The organism is Escherichia sp. E4385 (assembly GCF_963883145.1).
Taxonomy (GTDB): domain Bacteria; phylum Pseudomonadota; class Gammaproteobacteria; order Enterobacterales; family Enterobacteriaceae; genus Escherichia.
Map to the genome: position 1 here is coordinate 75,774 of NZ_CAWOOJ010000022.1, position 18,563 is coordinate 94,336.

General features: G+C 52.5%; 15 protein-coding genes. 7 read left to right on the forward strand and 8 right to left on the reverse strand.

Features of this window, described 5'->3' with window-relative positions; translation table 11 throughout:
• Positions 1 to 13: 13 nt before the first annotated feature.
• The gene (gene tdh, locus AACS80_RS21775) at positions 14 to 1,039 is read left to right on the forward strand and encodes an L-threonine 3-dehydrogenase (RefSeq protein ID WP_130206693.1); all 1,026 of its coding nucleotides are present in this window, start codon (positions 14 to 16) and stop codon (positions 1,037 to 1,039) included.
• 238 nt (positions 1,040 to 1,277) lie between these two features.
• Positions 1,278 to 2,312 carry a UDP-glucuronate:LPS(HepIII) glycosyltransferase gene (gene waaH, locus AACS80_RS21780; protein WP_138183992.1) on the forward strand — a complete coding sequence of 345 codons (1,035 nt, stop codon included), beginning with the start codon at positions 1,278 to 1,280 and terminating at the stop codon, positions 2,310 to 2,312.
• On the opposite strand, the gene AACS80_RS21785 is transcribed toward waaH, so the two are convergent.
• Genes AACS80_RS21785 through gpmM form a run of 3 tightly spaced genes read right to left on the reverse strand, consistent with a single transcriptional unit; the run spans position 2,299 to position 6,099 of the window.
• Entirely contained in the window at positions 2,299 to 3,258 is a 960-nt protein-coding gene (locus tag AACS80_RS21785) for a divergent polysaccharide deacetylase family protein (RefSeq protein WP_135410577.1), read from the reverse strand. The two genes, waaH and AACS80_RS21785, sit on opposite strands and share 14 nt — an antisense overlap.
• A 3-nt stretch (positions 3,259 to 3,261) precedes the next feature.
• A complete protein-coding gene (gene envC / locus AACS80_RS21790) occupies positions 3,262 to 4,521 on the reverse strand; it encodes a murein hydrolase activator EnvC (RefSeq protein WP_001626259.1) in 1,260 nt (419 codons plus the stop codon).
• 33 nt (positions 4,522 to 4,554) lie between these two features.
• Entirely contained in the window at positions 4,555 to 6,099 is a 1,545-nt protein-coding gene (gene gpmM / locus AACS80_RS21795; protein ID WP_130215192.1) for a 2,3-bisphosphoglycerate-independent phosphoglycerate mutase, read from the reverse strand.
• A 244-nt stretch (positions 6,100 to 6,343) separates the two neighbouring features.
• Here gpmM and AACS80_RS21800 point away from each other — a divergent pair, with 244 nt between their 5' ends.
• The 5 genes from AACS80_RS21800 (at position 6,344) to cysE (ending at position 9,617) form a co-directional block, all read left to right on the forward strand.
• Positions 6,344 to 6,775 carry a rhodanese-like domain-containing protein gene (locus AACS80_RS21800; RefSeq protein ID WP_130215194.1) on the forward strand — a complete coding sequence of 144 codons (432 nt, stop codon included), beginning with the start codon at positions 6,344 to 6,346 and terminating at the stop codon, positions 6,773 to 6,775.
• Positions 6,776 to 6,915: 140 nt separating this feature from the next.
• Entirely contained in the window at positions 6,916 to 7,167 is a 252-nt protein-coding gene (grxC, locus tag AACS80_RS21805) for a glutaredoxin 3 (protein ID WP_000024392.1), read from the forward strand.
• A gap of 62 nt (positions 7,168 to 7,229) precedes the next feature.
• Entirely contained in the window at positions 7,230 to 7,697 is a 468-nt protein-coding gene (secB, locus tag AACS80_RS21810; RefSeq protein WP_130206686.1) for a protein-export chaperone SecB, read from the forward strand.
• The gene (gene gpsA / locus AACS80_RS21815) at positions 7,697 to 8,716 is read left to right on the forward strand and encodes an NAD(P)H-dependent glycerol-3-phosphate dehydrogenase (protein ID WP_112914747.1); all 1,020 of its coding nucleotides are present in this window, start codon (positions 7,697 to 7,699) and stop codon (positions 8,714 to 8,716) included. The genes secB and gpsA overlap by 1 nt, the downstream gene beginning before the upstream one ends.
• A 79-nt stretch (positions 8,717 to 8,795) precedes the next feature.
• Complete coding sequence (gene cysE, locus AACS80_RS21820; RefSeq protein ID WP_001277565.1) at positions 8,796 to 9,617, forward strand: serine O-acetyltransferase; 822 nt, start codon at positions 8,796 to 8,798, stop codon at positions 9,615 to 9,617.
• A gap of 52 nt (positions 9,618 to 9,669) precedes the next feature.
• Here the strand turns inward: cysE and trmL are convergent, their stop codons facing one another.
• The 5 genes from trmL to AACS80_RS21845 all read right to left on the reverse strand — a co-directional run bounded on the left by trmL (position 9,670) and on the right by AACS80_RS21845 (position 18,522).
• Positions 9,670 to 10,143 (reverse strand): tRNA (uridine(34)/cytosine(34)/5-carboxymethylaminomethyluridine(34)-2'-O)-methyltransferase TrmL, encoded by a 474-nt coding sequence (gene trmL / locus AACS80_RS21825; protein WP_000932351.1) that lies wholly within the window; start codon positions 10,141 to 10,143, stop codon positions 9,670 to 9,672.
• 104 nt (positions 10,144 to 10,247) lie between these two features.
• A complete protein-coding gene (gene lldD, locus AACS80_RS21830; protein WP_135410576.1) occupies positions 10,248 to 11,438 on the reverse strand; it encodes a quinone-dependent L-lactate dehydrogenase in 1,191 nt (396 codons plus the stop codon).
• Complete coding sequence (gene lldR / locus AACS80_RS21835) at positions 11,435 to 12,211, reverse strand: transcriptional regulator LldR (RefSeq protein ID WP_135410575.1); 777 nt, start codon at positions 12,209 to 12,211, stop codon at positions 11,435 to 11,437. Before lldR ends, lldD begins: the two co-directional genes overlap by 4 nt.
• A complete protein-coding gene (gene lldP, locus AACS80_RS21840) occupies positions 12,211 to 13,866 on the reverse strand; it encodes an L-lactate permease (RefSeq protein ID WP_135410574.1) in 1,656 nt (551 codons plus the stop codon). Before lldP ends, lldR begins: the two co-directional genes overlap by 1 nt.
• A 360-nt stretch (positions 13,867 to 14,226) precedes the next feature.
• Entirely contained in the window at positions 14,227 to 18,522 is a 4,296-nt protein-coding gene (locus AACS80_RS21845) for a YadA-like family protein (RefSeq protein ID WP_138183993.1), read from the reverse strand.
• Positions 18,523 to 18,563: the final 41 nt, after the last annotated feature.

Here is an 18,563-nt window from a genome sequence, read left to right on the forward strand (position 1 = left end):
GTGAGGATGTGAGATGAAAGCGTTATCCAAACTGAAAGCGGAAGAGGGCATCTGGATGACCGACGTTCCTGAACCGGAACTCGGACATAACGATCTGCTGATTAAAATCCGTAAAACAGCCATCTGCGGGACTGACGTTCACATCTATAACTGGGATGAGTGGTCGCAAAAAACCATCCCAGTACCGATGGTTGTAGGCCATGAATATGTTGGTGAGGTAGTTGGCATCGGTCAGGAAGTGAAAGGCTTCAAGATCGGCGATCGCGTTTCTGGCGAAGGCCATATCACCTGTGGTCATTGCCGCAACTGTCGTGGTGGTCGTACCCATTTGTGCCGCAACACGATAGGCGTTGGTGTTAATCGCCCGGGCTGCTTCGCCGAATATCTGGTGATCCCGGCATTCAACGCCTTCAAAATCCCCGACAATATCTCTGATGACTTAGCCGCAATTTTTGACCCGTTCGGAAATGCGGTGCATACGGCGCTATCGTTTGATCTGGTCGGCGAAGATGTTCTGGTTTCTGGTGCAGGCCCAATTGGTATTATGGCCGCGGCTGTAGCGAAACACGTTGGTGCACGCAACGTGGTGATCACTGATGTTAACGAATACCGTCTGGGGCTGGCGCGCAAAATGGGTATCACTCGTGCGGTTAACGTCGCGAAAGAGAATCTCAACGACGTAATGGCAGAACTGGGCATGACTGAAGGCTTTGATGTTGGTCTGGAAATGTCTGGTGCGCCGTCAGCGTTTCGCACGATGCTGGACACCATGAATCACGGTGGTCGTATTGCGATGCTGGGTATCCCGCCGTCTGATATGTCTATCGACTGGACAAAAGTGATCTTTAAAGGCCTGTTCATTAAAGGTATTTACGGTCGTGAGATGTTTGAAACCTGGTACAAGATGGCGGCGCTGATTCAGTCTGGTCTGGATCTCTCGCCAATCATTACCCATCGTTTCTCCATCGACGATTTCCAGAAAGGCTTTGATGCCATGCGTTCTGGCCAGTCCGGGAAAGTTATTCTGAGCTGGGATTAACACGAACAAGGGCTGGTATTCCAGCCCTTTCTCCTGAGGATAATCCGTTAAATATGTAAAATCCTGTCAGTGTAATAAAGATATCGTAATTGCGCTGTTATCTTATATTGCTGCATTCATTATCTCTCTAGCCTGAAGTTACTTTCTCACCCGTAAAAATAATATTTCACAAGCTTAATGGTTTCTTAATACAAAGCCTGTACAACGTTAGGGTAACTTCAGAGGTCGTCGGTAATTTATGATGAACAGCACCAATAAACTAAGTGTTATTATCCCGTTATATAATGCGGGAGATGATTTCAACGCTTGCATGGAATCTTTAATTGCGCAAACCTGGACTGCTCTGGAAATTATTATTATTAACGATGGATCAACGGATAATTCTGTTGAAATAGCAAAGCATTACGCAGAAAAACATCCACATGTTCGCTTGCTGCATCAGGCGAATGCTGGCGCATCGGTGGCGCGTAATCGCGGGATCGAGGCAGCGACGGGCAAATATGTTGCTTTTGTCGATGCTGATGATGAAGTCTATCCCACCATGTATGAAACGCTGATGACTATGGCGTTAGAGGACGATCTCGACGTGGCGCAGTGCAACGCTGACTGGTGTTTTCGTGAAACGGGGAAAACCTGGCAATCCATTCCCACCGATCGCATACGCTCAACCGGCGTATTAACCGGCCCGGACTGGCTGCGGATGGGACTTTCTTCTCGCCGCTGGACTCACGTTGTCTGGATGGGCGTTTATCGCCGCGATGTTATTGTAAAAAATAACATTAAATTTATTGCCGGATTACATCATCAGGATATTGTCTGGACAACAGAATTTATGTTTAACGCGCTGCGTGCGCGATATACCGAGCAATCGTTATATAAATATTATCTGCATAATACGTCAGTGAGTCGGTTGAATAGACAAGGGAATAAAAACCTTAATTATCAACGTCACTATATTAAGATTACCCGCCTGCTGGAGAAATTAAATCGAAATTATGCCGGCAAAATTACAATTTATCCGGAATTTCATCAGCAAATAACTTACGAAGCATTGCGTGTTTGCCATGCGGTGCGCAAAGAGCCAGATATTATTATCCGCCAACGGATGATTGCTGAGATATTTACTTCCGGCATGTATAAGCGCCTGATTACTAATGTCCGCAGCGTAAAGGTGGGTTATCAGGCATTACTGTGGTCTTTCCGCTTATGGCAATGGCGCGACAAAACACGATCGCACCATCGCATTACGCGTAGCGCCTTTAATTTGCGCTAGCGTTAAACTTCGCCGCTTCGGGCTGTTTGCCCCAGCCTTGCCACTGATGCTGGAAGTAAACGATCAGCGTGCTCTGGCTGATGCTTTCGCTTAATACTTCAAAGAAGCGATTCGCATAAACTGGCTCCAGCGGTTTTTTCGGTTTACACAGCTTCACGCCACGGAACGGATTACGCGGCGCGTTGGGCACCGTATTTTTCGGTGGCGTAGACGTATCGACCTGCGGTTCATTCAGCAAGCTGCTGGCTTTCACCAGCGTAATGTCTGGCGGCAGGTTATAAACCATTTGTTGCAATACGCGTACCGTTGAGGGATGTGGATGACCAATGGCGATGGTCGAACCGTTGCGACGCGCCAGGTCAATTGCACGATTAAACTGTACACGAATATCCGCTTCATTTTGCGAATCGTCGAGGAACACCTTCCGTTTAATAACCTTCACGCCAGTGCCTTGTGCGGCGCGCATCGCCTGGGTATTACCGATGGTTACGCTGTCGAGGAAGTAAAGATTGTAACGCGCCAGCGCCTGCATCACTTTCTGCATACCAAACAGGTTAGAGGTCATTTTGCTGCCCATGTGGTTGTTGATTCCCACGGCATAGGGCACGTTATTGACCGCACTACGAATAATGCGCTCAATTTCGTCGCTGCTCATCTCCGGGCGCAGCGTGTTTTTCTCCAGCGGCTGTTTACTCAACGGTGCCATTGGCAGATGGATCAACACTTCGTGACCGCTGTTATGCGCTTTGGTCGCCATCTCTCTGGCGTGCGGTGAATCGGGTAACACGGCGACGGAGATCGCGGAGGGCATTGCCAGCACCTGGTTTTCGTTGTGCGGGCGATAACCAAAATCATCAATGACGATGGCTAGTTTGCCAGCAATTACGGGGGAGGAGAGCGCCAACAGCGCGGCAAATGCAAGAACGTTACGACGAAATGGAAACAAAACTTATCTTCCCAACCACGGTTGTGGATTGACCGCCTGACCCTGGCGGCGAATTTCGAAATAGAGTGAAGGCCGACCCTGACCACCACTGCTGCCCACCAGTGCAATTGGCTGGCCCGCGCGAACCTGCGAACCAACGCTCACCAGTGCGCTCTGATTATAGCCGTAAAGACTCATGTCGCCTTTACCGTGCTCAACCACCACCACCAGACCGTAGCCTTGCAGCCAGTCGGCCAGAATCACCCGACCGTCGGCAATCGCTTTAACTTCAGTACCTTCAGAAGCACCGATAACCATCCCTTTCCAACGCAGTTCGCCTTGTAGCTGTTCGCCATAGCGATGCAGCGTTGGCCCACGAACCGGCCAGAATGCCTGACCGCGCGGCGCGCCCAGACCACCAGTTCGGGACATCAGCGATTTTTCGCTTTCGGTCGGTTTGTAGGTGGTGCCTTTACGCGTCGCTTCTTTCTGACGGTCGCGAACCGCCTGAGCTTCGCGCGCTTCACGTTCAGCACGCGCTTTCGCTGCCGCTTCTGCACGGGCAATGCTGTTACGCAGACGGGATTCGTTGGCACGCAGTTCACTTAGCTGCTGCTGACCTTGCTGGATGGAAGATTCCAGCCCCGCCAGCGTCTTTTTACGCTCGTTCAGCGCCTGAGTCAGTTTCGCCTGTTGGGCGCGCTGCTCATATAACAGCGTTTGTTGTTCGCTTTGTTTCTCTTCCAGTTCAGCACGCTGCATGGCGACTTCTTCACGCGTTTGCTTCAACTGGGCGATGGTTTCTTGTCGCGCCTGGTTGAGATAGCCGAAGTAAGCCTGCAATCGTTGACCACGCTGGCTTTCTTCACCGCTGAGAATCAGCTGAATACCGGTATGTTCACCCTGACGAAACGCGGCATCCAGTTGCGCGGCGAGGCTGCGTTCCTGGGCGGCTTTTTGCTGCTCCAGTTTGGCAATCGACGCGTTCATCTCATCAATCTGTTTATTCAGTTGATTGAGCGTGTTTTGCGTTTCGCGCAGCTTGCGGGTGGCTTCGGAGATTGCCTCTTCCTGCTTTTTCAGCTGAGCAAGCAGGCTTGAGCGTTGTTGCTGCTGTTGGCGTACCGCGCGCTCTTTCGCGGCGATATCGGCCTGAATAGACTTGAGTTGGTCGCGGTCATCCGCGTGGGCGGAAAACGTGCACAACAATACGCCAGCGCTAAGAACGCTGGCGTAAATGATGGGCCTGACTGCAAACCTGCGCGGTTTCGTGGCCCGTGTCATGGTATTAATCGCCTTTCCCCTCATGGGGAGGGATTATTCCACGATGAACAGCGGCTTACCAGTCATCTCTTGCGGGATTTCCATCCCCATCAGCGACAACATGGTCGGTGCGATGTCAGAAAGTTTACCGCCTTCAACCGCTTTCACGTTCTTATCACCAACGTAAATCAGCGGAACTGGCAGGTTGGTGTGTGCCGTGTGTGCCTGACCCGTTGCCGGATCGCGCATCTGTTCAGCGTTACCGTGGTCAGCGGTGATCAGCAGTTGTCCACCCACGGACTCAACGGCTTTTGTCACTTCTGCAACACAGTGATCCAGCGCTTCTACCGCTTTAACCGCCGCTTCCATCACCCCGGTGTGACCTACCATGTCGCCGTTCGGATAGTTACAGATAATGGTGTCGTATTTGCCGCTCTTGATTGCCGCAACCAGTTTTTCGGTCAGCTCTGCGGAGCTCATTTCCGGCTGCAGGTCGTAGGTAGCGACTTTCGGCGAGTTGATCAGAATGCGGTCTTCGCCTTTGAACGACTCTTCTACACCACCGTTAAAGAAGAAAGTGACGTGAGCATATTTCTCAGTTTCGGAAATACGCAGCTGAGTTTTGTCGTTTTTCGCCATCCACTCGCCGAAGGTATTAACCAGGGAAGCCGGTGGGTAAGCCACTGCGGTTTTGATGTCAGCGGCGTATTCGGTCAGCATCACGAAATCGACGTTAACCACTTTCTTACGCGCGAAGCCGTCAAAATCAGCGTTCACGAATGCACGAGTGATTTCACGCGCACGGTCAGCACGGAAGTTCATGAAAATCAGCGCGTCGCCGTCTTCCATTGCCGCATCTGGCTGGCCTTCCGCACGGATAACGGTCGCTTTCACGAATTCGTCGTTTTCGTCGCGAGCATAAGCAGCCTGCAAACCAGCAACGGCAGTATCGGCCTGGAACTCACCCTGCGCCAGAGTCAGCAGGTCATAGGCTTTTTCAACGCGATCCCAACGGTTGTCGCGGTCCATGGCGTAGTAACGACCAATGATGGACGCTACGCGGCCTTTACCCAGCGCGGCAAATTTCTCTTCGAATTTTTTCAGCGAAGATTCAGCACTGCGCGGCGGAGTGTCTCGACCGTCAAGGAATGCGTGCAGATAGATTTTTTCTGCGCCGCGTTCAGCTGCCAGTTCTACCATCGCCATGATGTGATCTTCGTGGCTGTGTACGCCGCCTGCGGAGAGCAGACCCATAATGTGTACTGCTTTGCCTGCGTTTTTCGCTTTATCTACCGCACCAGTCAGTACTGGATTAGCAAAGAAAGCGCGATCTTTGATTTCAACGTCCAGACGAGTCAGGTCCTGATACACGATGCGGCCGGCACCCAGGTTAACGTGGCCTACTTCGGAGTTACCCATCTGACGGTCAGGCAGACCGACTTCCAGACCGGAAGCGTCGATCAGGGTATGCGGACGATTGGCCCACAGTGCATCCATTACCGGGGTTTTAGCACTAAAAATGGCGTTATCCTGCTGTTCTTCGCGATAGCCATAGCCATCCAGAATCACCAGTACCATAGGTTTTTTAGAAACCGACATTGCGACAACCTCATACTCAAGAGTCAAAATTTGCGTAATTTTACTACAGCTGAATCGATAAAATAGCCTCTGAAGATCAAAATATACGACCGCTCGCGGCAAGCCGATGCCAGATTTGCGATTTTTTTTCGTAGCGCCCCGCAAAATTGCATTCCAGTTAACGCGCTGGCTGTATTTGCCGCACTGCGCAGGTATACTCCTTTCCTGGTTTTTTTAATCACTACGTCGGGAGTTGTTACCCCCCATGCAAGAAATTATGCAATTTGTTGGCCGTCATCCCATACTGAGTATCGCCTGGATCGCGTTACTGGTGGCGGTTCTTGTCACTACGTTTAAGAGCCTGACCTCGAAAGTGAAGGTGATTACTCGTGGTGAAGCTACGCGTCTGATCAACAAAGAAGACGCTGTGGTTGTGGATTTACGTCAGCGTGATGACTTCCGTAAAGGCCATATCGCAGGTTCTATCAATCTGTTGCCGAGCGAAATCAAAGCCAACAATGTTGGTGAGCTTGAGAAGCACAAAGACAAACCGGTTATCGTGGTAGACGGTTCTGGCATGCAGTGCCAGGAGCCTGCAAACGCGCTGACGAAAGCTGGTTTTGCGCAAGTATTCGTGCTGAAAGACGGCGTCGCTGGCTGGGCTGGCGAAAACTTGCCTCTGGTGCGCGGCAAATAATTTACCTGTCGTCTTTCATGATGCAGGCCGTTAGCTGCAATTATGCCCCCAGCGACTTATTGTTATAAGCTTCTGGGGACACTCCATTTTGCTGCCGCCCTGCAACATGAAATTTCAGGGTAAAAAACAGGAGCTAAGTTATGGCCAATGTTGAAATCTATACCAAAGAAACCTGCCCGTATTGCCATCGTGCAAAAGCACTGCTGAGCAGCAAGGGCGTGAGTTTTCAGGAGCTGCCGATCGATGGCAACGCCGCTAAGCGTGAAGAGATGATCAAACGCAGCGGTCGCACCACGGTTCCCCAGATTTTTATTGACGCACAGCACATTGGCGGCTGTGATGACTTGTATGCATTGGATGCACGTGGTGGACTGGATCCCCTGCTGAAATAACGTGTGAACGTTGGCATTACATTGCGCAGTATTTAAGGACAACACTTAAGGGTTTTCTACACATGTCAGAACAAAACAACACCGAAATGACTTTCCAGATCCAACGTATTTATACCAAGGATATTTCTTTCGAAGCGCCGAACGCGCCGCACGTTTTCCAGAAAGATTGGCAGCCAGAAGTTAAACTTGATCTGGATACGGCATCTTCTCAACTGGCAGATGACGTTTACGAAGTGGTACTGCGTGTTACCGTAACGGCATCCCTGGGCGAAGAAACTGCGTTCCTGTGTGAAGTTCAGCAGGGCGGTATTTTCTCCATCGCGGGTATCGAAGGCACCCAGCTGGCACATTGCCTGGGCGCATACTGCCCGAACATTCTGTTCCCGTATGCTCGTGAATGCATCACCAGCATGGTATCCCGCGGTACATTCCCGCAACTGAACCTTGCGCCGGTTAACTTCGATGCGCTGTTCATGAACTATTTGCAGCAGCAGGCTGGCGAAGGTACTGAAGAACATCAGGATGCCTGATGAACCAACGTAATGCTTCAATGACTGTGATCGGTGCCGGCTCGTACGGCACCGCTCTTGCCATCACCCTGGCAAGAAATGGCCACGAGGTTGTCCTCTGGGGCCATGACCCTGAACATATCGCAACGCTTGAACGCGACCGCTGTAACGCCGCGTTTCTCCCCGATGTGCCTTTTCCCGATACGCTCCATCTTGAAAGCGATCTCGCCACCGCGCTGGCAGCCAGCCGTAATATTCTTGTCGTCGTACCCAGCCATGTCTTTGGTGAAGTGCTGCGCCAGATTAAACCGCTGATGCGTTCTGATGCGCGTCTGGTGTGGGCGACTAAAGGTCTGGAAGCGGAAACCGGGCGTCTGTTACAGGACGTGGCGCGTGAGGCGTTAGGCGATCAAATTCCGCTAGCGGTTATCTCTGGCCCAACATTTGCGAAAGAACTGGCGGCAGGTTTACCGACGGCTATTTCGCTGGCCTCTACCGACCAGACCTTCGCCGATGATCTCCAGCAGTTGCTGCACTGTGGCAAAAGTTTCCGCGTTTACAGCAATCCGGATTTCATTGGCGTCCAGCTTGGCGGCGCGGTGAAAAACGTCATTGCCATTGGCGCGGGGATGTCCGACGGTATCGGTTTTGGCGCGAATGCACGAACGGCGCTAATTACCCGTGGCCTGGCTGAGATGTCGCGTCTTGGCGCGGCGCTGGGTGCCGATCCTGCCACCTTTATGGGCATGGCGGGGCTGGGCGATCTGGTGCTTACCTGTACCGACAACCAGTCGCGTAACCGCCGTTTTGGCATGATGCTCGGTCAGGGCATGGATGTACAAAGCGCGCAGGAGAAGATTGGTCAGGTGGTGGAAGGCTACCGCAATACGAAAGAAGTCCGCGAGTTGGCGCATCGCTTCGGCGTTGAAATGCCAATAACCGAGGAAATTTATCAAGTATTATATTGCGGAAAAAACGCGCGCGAGGCAGCATTGACTTTACTAGGTCGTGCACGCAAGGACGAGCGCAGCAGCCACTAACCTCAGGGAACCTTTGTTACCGCTATGACCCGGCCCGCGCAGAACGGGCCGGTCATTATCTCATCGTGTGGAGTAAGCAATGTCGTGTGAAGAACTGGAAATTGTCTGGAACAATATTAAAGCTGAAGCCAGAACGCTGGCGGACTGTGAGCCAATGCTGGCCAGTTTTTACCACGCGACACTACTCAAGCACGAAAACCTTGGCAGTGCGCTGAGCTACATGCTGGCGAACAAGCTGTCATCGCCAATCATGCCTGCCATTGCTATCCGCGAAGTGGTTGAAGAAGCCTACGCCGCTGACCCGGAAATGATCGCCTCTGCGGCCTGTGATATTCAGGCGGTGCGTACCCGCGACCCGGCAGTCGATAAATACTCAACGCCGTTGTTATACCTGAAAGGTTTTCATGCCTTGCAGGCGTATCGCATCGGTCACTGGCTGTGGAATCAGGGCCGTCGCGCACTGGCTATTTTTCTGCAAAACCAGGTTTCTGTGACGTTCCAGGTCGATATTCACCCGGCAGCAAAAATTGGCCGTGGCATTATGCTCGACCATGCGACGGGCATCGTCGTTGGTGAAACGGCGGTGATTGAAAACGACGTGTCGATTCTGCAATCCGTCACCCTTGGCGGTACTGGGAAAACCAGCGGTGACCGTCACCCGAAAATTCGTGAAGGCGTGATGATTGGCGCGGGCGCGAAAATTCTCGGCAATATTGAAGTTGGGCGCGGCGCGAAGATTGGCGCAGGTTCCGTGGTGCTGCAACCGGTGCCGCCGCATACTACCGCCGCTGGCGTTCCGGCACGCATTGTCGGTAAACCAGACAGCGATAAGCCATCAATGGATATGGACCAGCATTTCAACGGTATTAACCATACGTTTGAGTATGGGGATGGGATCTGACGTTCTGTGATCGTGCCGGATGCGATGTAATCATCTATCCGGCCTGGCGTAACTAATCTCTCAATACCGCTCCCGGATACCCCAGCTGCCGCCAGGCTTCATACACCACTACCGAAACCGCATTGGACAGGTTCATGCTGCGGCTGTCCGGCACCATCGGAATCCGAATTTTTTGTTCAGCGGGCAGGGCATCAAGAATGCTTGCTGGCAGGCCGCGTGTTTCCGGGCCGAACATCAGATAGTCGCCATCCTGATAGCTTACGGCGCTATGTGCGGGCGTACCTTTTGTAGTGAGAGCAAACAGGCGCTGGGGATTTTCTGCTTCGAGGAACGCGCTGTAGTCATGATGACGCGTAACGGCGGTAAACTCGTGGTAGTCCAGCCCCGCGCGGCGCAGGCGCTTATCGTCCCAGGCAAATCCCATCGGTTCGATGATATGCAGACGAAAGCCGGTATTAGCGCAAAGACGGATGATGTTGCCAGTATTTGGCGGAATTTCTGGTTCGTAAAGTACGATGTTTAGCATACTGCCCCCTTAGTGCGGGGGCAGGATAGCAGAAAATTGGTGAGCCGTGCGGCCTTTTCCCCTCACCCCGGTCCTCTCCCCAGAGGGTTAGGGGGCTCAAACGACTATGCCGCATTCCCTTTCGCCATCGGAGCCAGCGCCGCAGGCAACTCTTTACCCAGTCCCTGCACCAACGAATCTTGCGTAATTTCACTGATCGATTTCGCGCCCGTCAGCGTCATCGCCACTTTCATCTCTTTTTCGATCAGATTCAGCAGGTTAGCCACGCCAGCCTGGCCTGCTGTTGCCAGCGCATACAGGAAAGCACGACCCAGCAGTACGGTGTCGGCACCGAGCGCAATCATACGCACGACATCAAGCCCGTTACGAATGCCGCTATCTGCCAGAATGGCGATATCACCTTTCACCGCATCCGCAATAGCAGGCAGTGCGCGGGCAGAAGAGAGCACGCCATCTAACTGACGACCGCCGTGGTTAGAAACCACAATCCCGTCAGCGCCAAAGCGTACCGCATCACGGGCATCTTCTGGGTCGAGGATCCCTTTGATCACCATCGGGCCATCCCAGAAATCGCGGATCCACTCAAGGTCTTTCCAGGAGATGGACGGATCGAAGTTATTCCCCAGCCAGCCGATGTAATCTTCCAGCCCAGTCGGTTTGCCGAGGTAAGTTGAGATATTGCCTAAGTCATGCGGACGACCATTCAGGCCCACATCCCACGCCCATTGTGGATGAGTCACCGCCTGCAAGTAGCGGCGCATTGCCGCATTTGGGCCGCTCATACCCGAATGCGCATCACGGTAACGCGCGCCCGGCGTTGGCATATCCACGGTGAAAACCAGCGTAGAACACCCCGCGGCTTTTGCTCGCTCCAGTGCGTTACGCATAAAACCGCGATCGCGCAGTACGTAAAGCTGGAACCACATTGGGCGCTTGATGGCGGGTGCGACTTCCTCAATCGGGCAAACGGAAACCGTCGAGAGGGTAAACGGAATGCCGTGCGCATCCGCCGCTTTTGCGGCTTGAACTTCGCCGCGTCGCGCATACATGCCGCACAAGCCCACTGGAGCCAGCGCTACTGGCATCGACAATTTCTCATTAAACAATGTCGTTTCCAGACTTAAGTCGGACATGTTTTTCAGAATACGCTGGCGCAGCGCCACTTCTGATAAATCTTCCATGTTACGACGCAGGGTATATTCAGAATATGCGCCGCCATCCATATAGTGGAACAGGAACGGCGGCAGAATGCGTTGTGCTGCGGCGCGATAATCGCTGGCTGCAGAAATAATCATGCGTTTTTCTCCCTCGAATGCTCATTATGCTCACCGGGCAGGCGGGTAATACGTGCACGGCGCGCCTGATCTTCATCGAATCTTTTCATGGTGCTGTGGACAAAACTGAGATGCGCCATCATCGCTTTACGCGCCCCGTCGGCATCCCCGGCAAAAATGGCGTCAATGACCGCCTGATGCTGCTCGGTCAGTTGTGAAAAAATGGGCGGCACGAGATACATCCGTTGACGGCTTTGCATCACCGAGGATTGCAGAACATCAAAGAAACCACGCATGGTTTGTAGCAGCACGATGTTATGCGAGGCTTCGGCAATCGCCAGATGAAAACGAACGTCCGCTTGCGAAGCGAGGTCCGGGTCTTCGCTGAGCGTTGCTTCAAAACAAAGCTGAATCTTTTCTTTGTCGCCAGGCGTGGCACGCATTGCTGCATGCCATGCGGTGCTGGCTTCAATGGCGTAGCGGGCTTCCAGAATATCGAAACTGTAATCCGGATCATCGGCCATCAGCGTTTTCAGCGGCTGGACGATGTTTTGCTCCGACCACGCGTCATGACGCCAGCGCACAAATGTGCCACCACCGCGACGACTAAGAAGTACGCCTTCGCTCACCAGTTTTGCCAGCGCTTCGCGCAGTGAATTACGCGACACGCCGAGTTGCATCGCCAGTTGGCGTTCAGCGGGCAGCTTCATGCCCGCCTCCAGCTGTTTTTCATCAATCAGCGCCCGCACACGGGAGGCAACTTCGTCTGACAGGCGTCTGGGTGTAGCAATCATTAAGGAATCATCCACGTTAAGACGTAAGCCTGAAGCGTGGTGATCACGCCGACCATACAGGTGAATATCAGGCTGTGTTTGACAGTAAAGCGGAACAGGTCTGACTCTTTGCCAACCAGACCTACCGCCGCACAGGCGATGGCGATGGATTGCGGGGAGATCATCTTCCCGGTAACACCGCCGGTGGTATTGGCGGCAACCAGCAACAGGTCAGAGACGCCAATTTGTTGTGCGGCAGTGGCTTGCAGAGCGGCAAACAGAGCGTTAGATGACGTATCCGACCCGGTCAGGAATACCCCCAGCCAGCCGAGGAACGGCGAGAAGAAGGTGAATGCATGGCCGGTGTGCGCCAGTGCCAGCGCCAGTGTTGACGACAGCCCGGAATAGTTCGAGATAAAGGCGAACGCCAGCACCATACCGATGGAGTAGATGGGCAGCGCCAGTTCTTTCAGCGTGCTGCCGAAGGTGCTGAGAGCGTCAGATGGTTTCATCTTCAGCCAGACAACCGAGAGCAGCGCAGCAAACAGAATGGCGGTGCCGGTGGCAGAGAGCCAGTCAAACTTAAACACGGCGGCATAGGCGGTAGCTTCGCTGACCACCGGCGGCATACGAGCAACCAGTTTGTCGAGATACGGCACCGGAATGTTGATCACCCATTCATACAGCGCTCCGCCCGAAGCGAACAGTGCTTTAAACGGCGGGATACTCCAAAGTGTTACGGTGGCGGTCAGGAACAGGAACGGTGTCCAGGCTCGCAGCACCTGACCCGCCGTGTAACCTGTGTGAGCCAGCGTCATATCAACCTGCGATGCACCCAGATCGCCGAAGCGGAAAACGCGTACTGGCTGCCAGCGTTTGAGGAACAGTGTCAGGCAGAGCAGCGATACCAGCGAAGAGATAATGTCCGGCAGTTCCGGCCCAATGAAGTTGGAACTGAGATACTGTGCGATGGCAAATGAACCACCTGCAACCACGACCGCAGGCCACGTCTCTTTAATACCGCGCCAGCCGTCCATAATCGCCATGATCCAGAACAGGACGATAATGGTCATAAACGGTAGCTGACGACCCACCATCTGGCCAATTTCAAAGCTGTCGATGCCCGTCACCTGTCCGGCAACCAGGATTGGAATGCCCATCGCACCAAATGCCACTGGCGCGGTGTTAACAATCAGGCACAGCCCGGCGGCGTACAGCGGTTTAAAGCCCAGGCCGACCAGCAATGCGGCGGTAATCGCCACTGGTGCGCCGAAACCCGCAGCCCCTTCGAGAAATGCGCCGAAACAGAAACCGACGATCAGCATTTGCAGGCGCTGGTCAGGGGTTATTGAAAGAATAGACGAGCGGATAATGTCAAATTGCCCGGTTTTCACCGAGATCTTATAGACGAACACCGCCGCAATAATGATCCACGCGATGGGCCACAAGCCGTAGAAGAAGCCATAAACCACCGAGGCCAGCGCATTGGCAACCGGCATTTTGTAGAACAATAGCGCGACGGTCAGAGCGATAGCGACTGTCCACGAGGCGGCGACATAACCTTTGAGTTTGAGCTTAATTAGCGCAAAGAAGAAAAACAGGATGGGAAGCGATGCTATCAGGCTGGAAAGCCAGATATTCCCGGCGGGATCGTAGTTTTGTTGCCAGAGATTCATTGCAGGTCTCCTGGAGTCCACGCACATCGTGTAATGAGTCTGTTGCTCATCTCCTTGTCACACGTTGTGTAAAAGTGGCACTGCCAATTTTGTAGTGTAGGGATAATGACAATGAATAGTTAATTAAATGTTATTAATTGGCAATGTTAATGTGAGTTTTAATTGGGGAACTGTGAACCAGAGTCCAGATAAGCGAAGAATTGGTAGGGCCAATTTTTTGGTGAAGGGAGATGTCTGGTAAAGAAAAGGGCAATCCTCATCAGAGAATTGCCCTTAGATTGTTGACCCGGTGCGCCTTATCTTGCCTGATGTGCGTAACGCATCAGGCAATTTGGCGTTTATCCATTCGTTAATGGATGATTACCACTGAATACCGGCACCGAGTGCGGCGGAGTATTCACCCTGGCTATTGGTACTACCTTGTAATTTGTAGACCCAACGACCATTGGCGCTCACCATCGACACACCTAAAGCAACAGCTGATTCACCGTTGTAGGTACCGCCACCAATAGAGGCCATGCTGGCACCTGGAGTGTAAGCCTGCGGCAGACCGGTCATCGCCATTGCAGAAGCGATACCACCACTCAGCTTGCTTTCGGTTTTAGACAGTTTGTTATCCATCTCAACCATGCGCTGATCGGTGTATTGCTTCGTTTCCTGCACGCTTTGCTTCAACTGCGCGTAGTTCACCGCGTCGTTGTTGTTCACGCCAGCGGAAACGTTGCTGATCCGAGTCGTACCGCCATTGCCACCACCGAGAGTGATATTGCTGTAGTCGATAGAGCCATCAGCTTTGGTGTCGTAACGCACACCGCCTGCTTCGGAAGACTTCAGCTGCGAAACGTTAACCGCGTCAGTCGCGTTTTTACCTGCGGCAACGTTAGTAATACGGCGTTGATTAGTGGAAGAACCTACGGAAATCGTATTTTCCTCGTTTGCCACGGAGCCTGTACCCAGAGCGACGCTGTTGTCAGCGGCTGCAATGGAACCAGATCCAATTGCGACGCTATCTTTACCCTGCGCGTTAGCATCGACGCCATCGGTATTGGTCTTGAAGTACTTGGTGCTACCGGTGGTCACGATGTCGCCAATACCGTTTTCGATATTAGTAACGCGAGTATCCAGATTAGTGACCTGATTGTTCAGGTTAGTAATGCTCTGGGTATTCTGGGAAACCTGCGCGTCCGTTACTTTCAACTGACCCACGTTAACCGCATCAGTATCAGCCGAACCTGCTGCGACGTTGGTGATCTGGCGTTGACCGTCTTCACTGCCGACAGAGAACTCACCCACAGAGTTCTGCGGTGCGTCCATGTTGTAGGCGGTGTAGCCAGTCTGTGCACCACGGGTAGTCTGAGAACCATTACCCATCGCAATACTGTTGGCATGATTTGCGATCGCGTTACTGCCGATTGCGATACCGTTGATGGCATCTGCCTGCACCAGAGTGTTCAGGCCAATACCAATACCCGCATTACCATTAACGATGGTTTTCGCACCCATTGCCAGCGAGTCTTCACCGACCGCCAGTGAATCTTCTTCCGTTGAATTAGCGTGGAAGTATTTAGTCGGCGTGGTCGCTACTGCACCAATCGCATTCTGCAACTGGCGAACCGTAACGGCGTCATGGGCTTCGGAACCATCGGCTACGTTGATGATTTGACGATATTTACCGTCGTCACCGATAGACAATGCGCCAAGCAGTTCACCGTCAGTGGTGTCATAACCAATAACAACGCCATTTTCCGTTACGCTGGTGTTACGAGAACCTTTAACAATCACACGGCTGGAGACGGATTCGCTACCCAGCGCAATACTCGTCTCAACGATGCTGTTGCTGCCATGACCGATTGCCACGCTGTTATCGCCATCGGCAACAGAGTTATAACCCACAGCGGTAGAGCCAATACCTGCTGCGCTGGCATCGTTGAACGCTAAGCCGCTGTCGTTGGTACGTACATAGTTAATACCCGCACCGTTATCTTCGATGTAGGTTTCGCTGGTGTTACCGGCAAGCTGATTGATGATTTCGCTGTTTTGCTGGATCATCATGTTGGTTGCATTCAACTGAGAACCATTGATAGCGTCGGTGCTGCCTTCGCCAATGTTACCATCAGCAACGTTTGTGATGATGCTGGCATTGCCGTCATGGCTGGCGTTGTAGGCACCTGCACCGTTATTGGCCGTTGCATCCCACAGCAGTGCGTTATCATCGAGCGCATCCAGAGCGTCACCGACGTTGTTGTACTCGGCATTCGCAATGGTGTACGTCGGCGCAGTGATGCTGCCGTCTGCATTTACCTCTGCGTCACCACCAAGGGCATCAGCAATGTATTTGCTCGTGTCATAGAGTTGCGAACCGTTAATGGCATCGCTGCTGGTATCAGAAATTACACCATCTGCGACGTAAGTAATGACGCTGTCGGTACCACCGTGTTTGGCGCTGAATTTTTTGGCGGCAGTATCCCAGAGCAGAGCATCACCGAGCGAATCGGTGAATGACGAGTTAATGGCTGCCAGTGCATCGCCGACGTTATAATAATTTGTTTCACCGATTTTGTAGGTTGGACCGGTAAACACACCGTCAGTATTCACAGAAGCATTGCCGCCGAAGTAGCTGGCGATATTGCTGCTTAAGTCATAAAGCTGGCTGCCGTTAATGGCATCGGAACTGGCTGCAGTGACTGCGCCGTCCAGGATATTGGTGATTTTGCTGGTGGCCTCGGTGCCGTGAGCTGCCGTGAAGACACCATTGTCCTTATCCCATTTCAGCGCATCCTCACCAAGGTTAGTCACCGTCTCAGTCAGGTTAGAGATGTTGGTGGTGTTAGTGGCGATACTGGTGGTATTCGTCGCCACGGCATCGTTGGTGGTTTTCAGCTGAGAGCCGTTAACGGCATCGGTGCTGCCAGCCGTCAGGTCGCCATCTTTAACGTTGGTGATTTTGCTGGTGGTATCCTGGTCGTGAGCTGCACTGAATGCATTTTTGGCATCATTCCACAGCAGGGCATCATCCTTAAGGTCGCCAACGGAATCCGTCAGGTTGGTTATATTGGTGGTGTTAGTGGCGATACTGGTGGTATTCGTCGCCACGGCATCGTTGGTGGTTTTCAGCTGAGAGCCGTTAACGGCGTCTTTACTGGTAGCCGTCAGGTCGCCATCTTTCACATTGATGATTTTGTTTTCTGCTACGGTGCTGGCAATCGTTCCATCGGCATTTTTGACAATATAACTGGCGCTGAAAGCCCCATTAGATGAGTCCCAGTGCAGGGTTTCATTGTCAAGGTACTGGAGTGCTTCACCAACGTTATTGAAATTCTTTTTCTTCAGTTGATAAGACATCCCCATTATTGTTCCGTTACCGGCTACATCTGCTCCGCCTCCCAGCCTGTCTGCTACCGACCGGCTAATGGCGTAAAGCTGTGAACCGTTAATGGCTTCTTTACTGTCAGTTGAGATTGTACCTGCCGCCATATTGACGATGCGACGCTGTGCTGAACCAGAGCCTACCGACACTACGTTGTCTTCACCTGCTGTAGAGTTTGCACCAATCGCGACGGAATTATTCCCCCCTGCAGAGGATGAACTTCCCAATGCAAGACTGTTTGCGCCATTCGCGTCACTACCTGTCCCGATCGCAATAGCATTTGCGGTTGATGCGCTGCTGTTTTGGCCTAATGCGATGGTGTTTGTGTTTGATGCTTGCGCATTTTGCCCCAAGGCAAGAGCATTTGCGCCAGTAGCCGCTGCTGTATATCCCAGGGCAACAGAACCTTCACCTGTTGAATTACTGTTTGCACCTAATGCCAGACTGTTTTTGCCTCGAGCTTTCGCGTTAGTACCTACAGCCGTCGCATTTTCAGCGGCTTCGCTTTCTGCGCCAATCGTAATGGCATTCGCTGCACTGGCAAGTGATTTTCTGCCTAATGCCAGGCTGTCTGTACCTTTAGCTGCGCTATCACGACCTGCGGCAATCGCATCAACGCCTTCTGCACTGGCGGCTGCACCTATGGCGACACTATATTGTGCAGAACTGGAACTTTTGTAACCTAATGCAAGGCTTTTTTCGCCTAGCGCAGTGCTGTTAAAGCCGAATGCCGCTGCATAATGCTTACCGGGTTCATTGTTGTCGGGATCGGGGGCCACACCGGCTACGCTGCCATGACCAAATGCCATTGACTCATTTCCGAGTGCTTTTGACGAGACCCCTACTGCCATAGAGTAGCCGCCACTTGCTTTGGCGGAGGCCCCTATAGCGGTACCTCTATCGCCAATAGCTTTAGCGTTAACCCCCAACGCTGTTGACGCAATGCCGTCAGCAGAGCTTCTTGAACCTATAGCTGTACCAAATCTACCTAACGCCCAGGCAAGGTTCCCAATAGCTGTTGATGCACCGTCGCCATCTGTGTGCTGGTTTGCTTTTGAACCTTTACCGATCGCTACCCATCCGTCACCGCTATTATCACCCGGCACTACGACGGGCGTACCAGGATCATTATCTGCATATGCAAATGGCGACAACAACCCACCTGCAACCAGTGCAGAAATTAACAGCTTACTGCGCCCGGATTTCTTGCCACGGCTTTTCGCCGTTTCGCTGGCGACGTTGTAACTGCCCGTCGCCGGACTCCAGATAACTTTAAAAATTTTGTTCATTATTGATGCTCTCTATTCCTTGATATAAGCGCAGAAGCTGC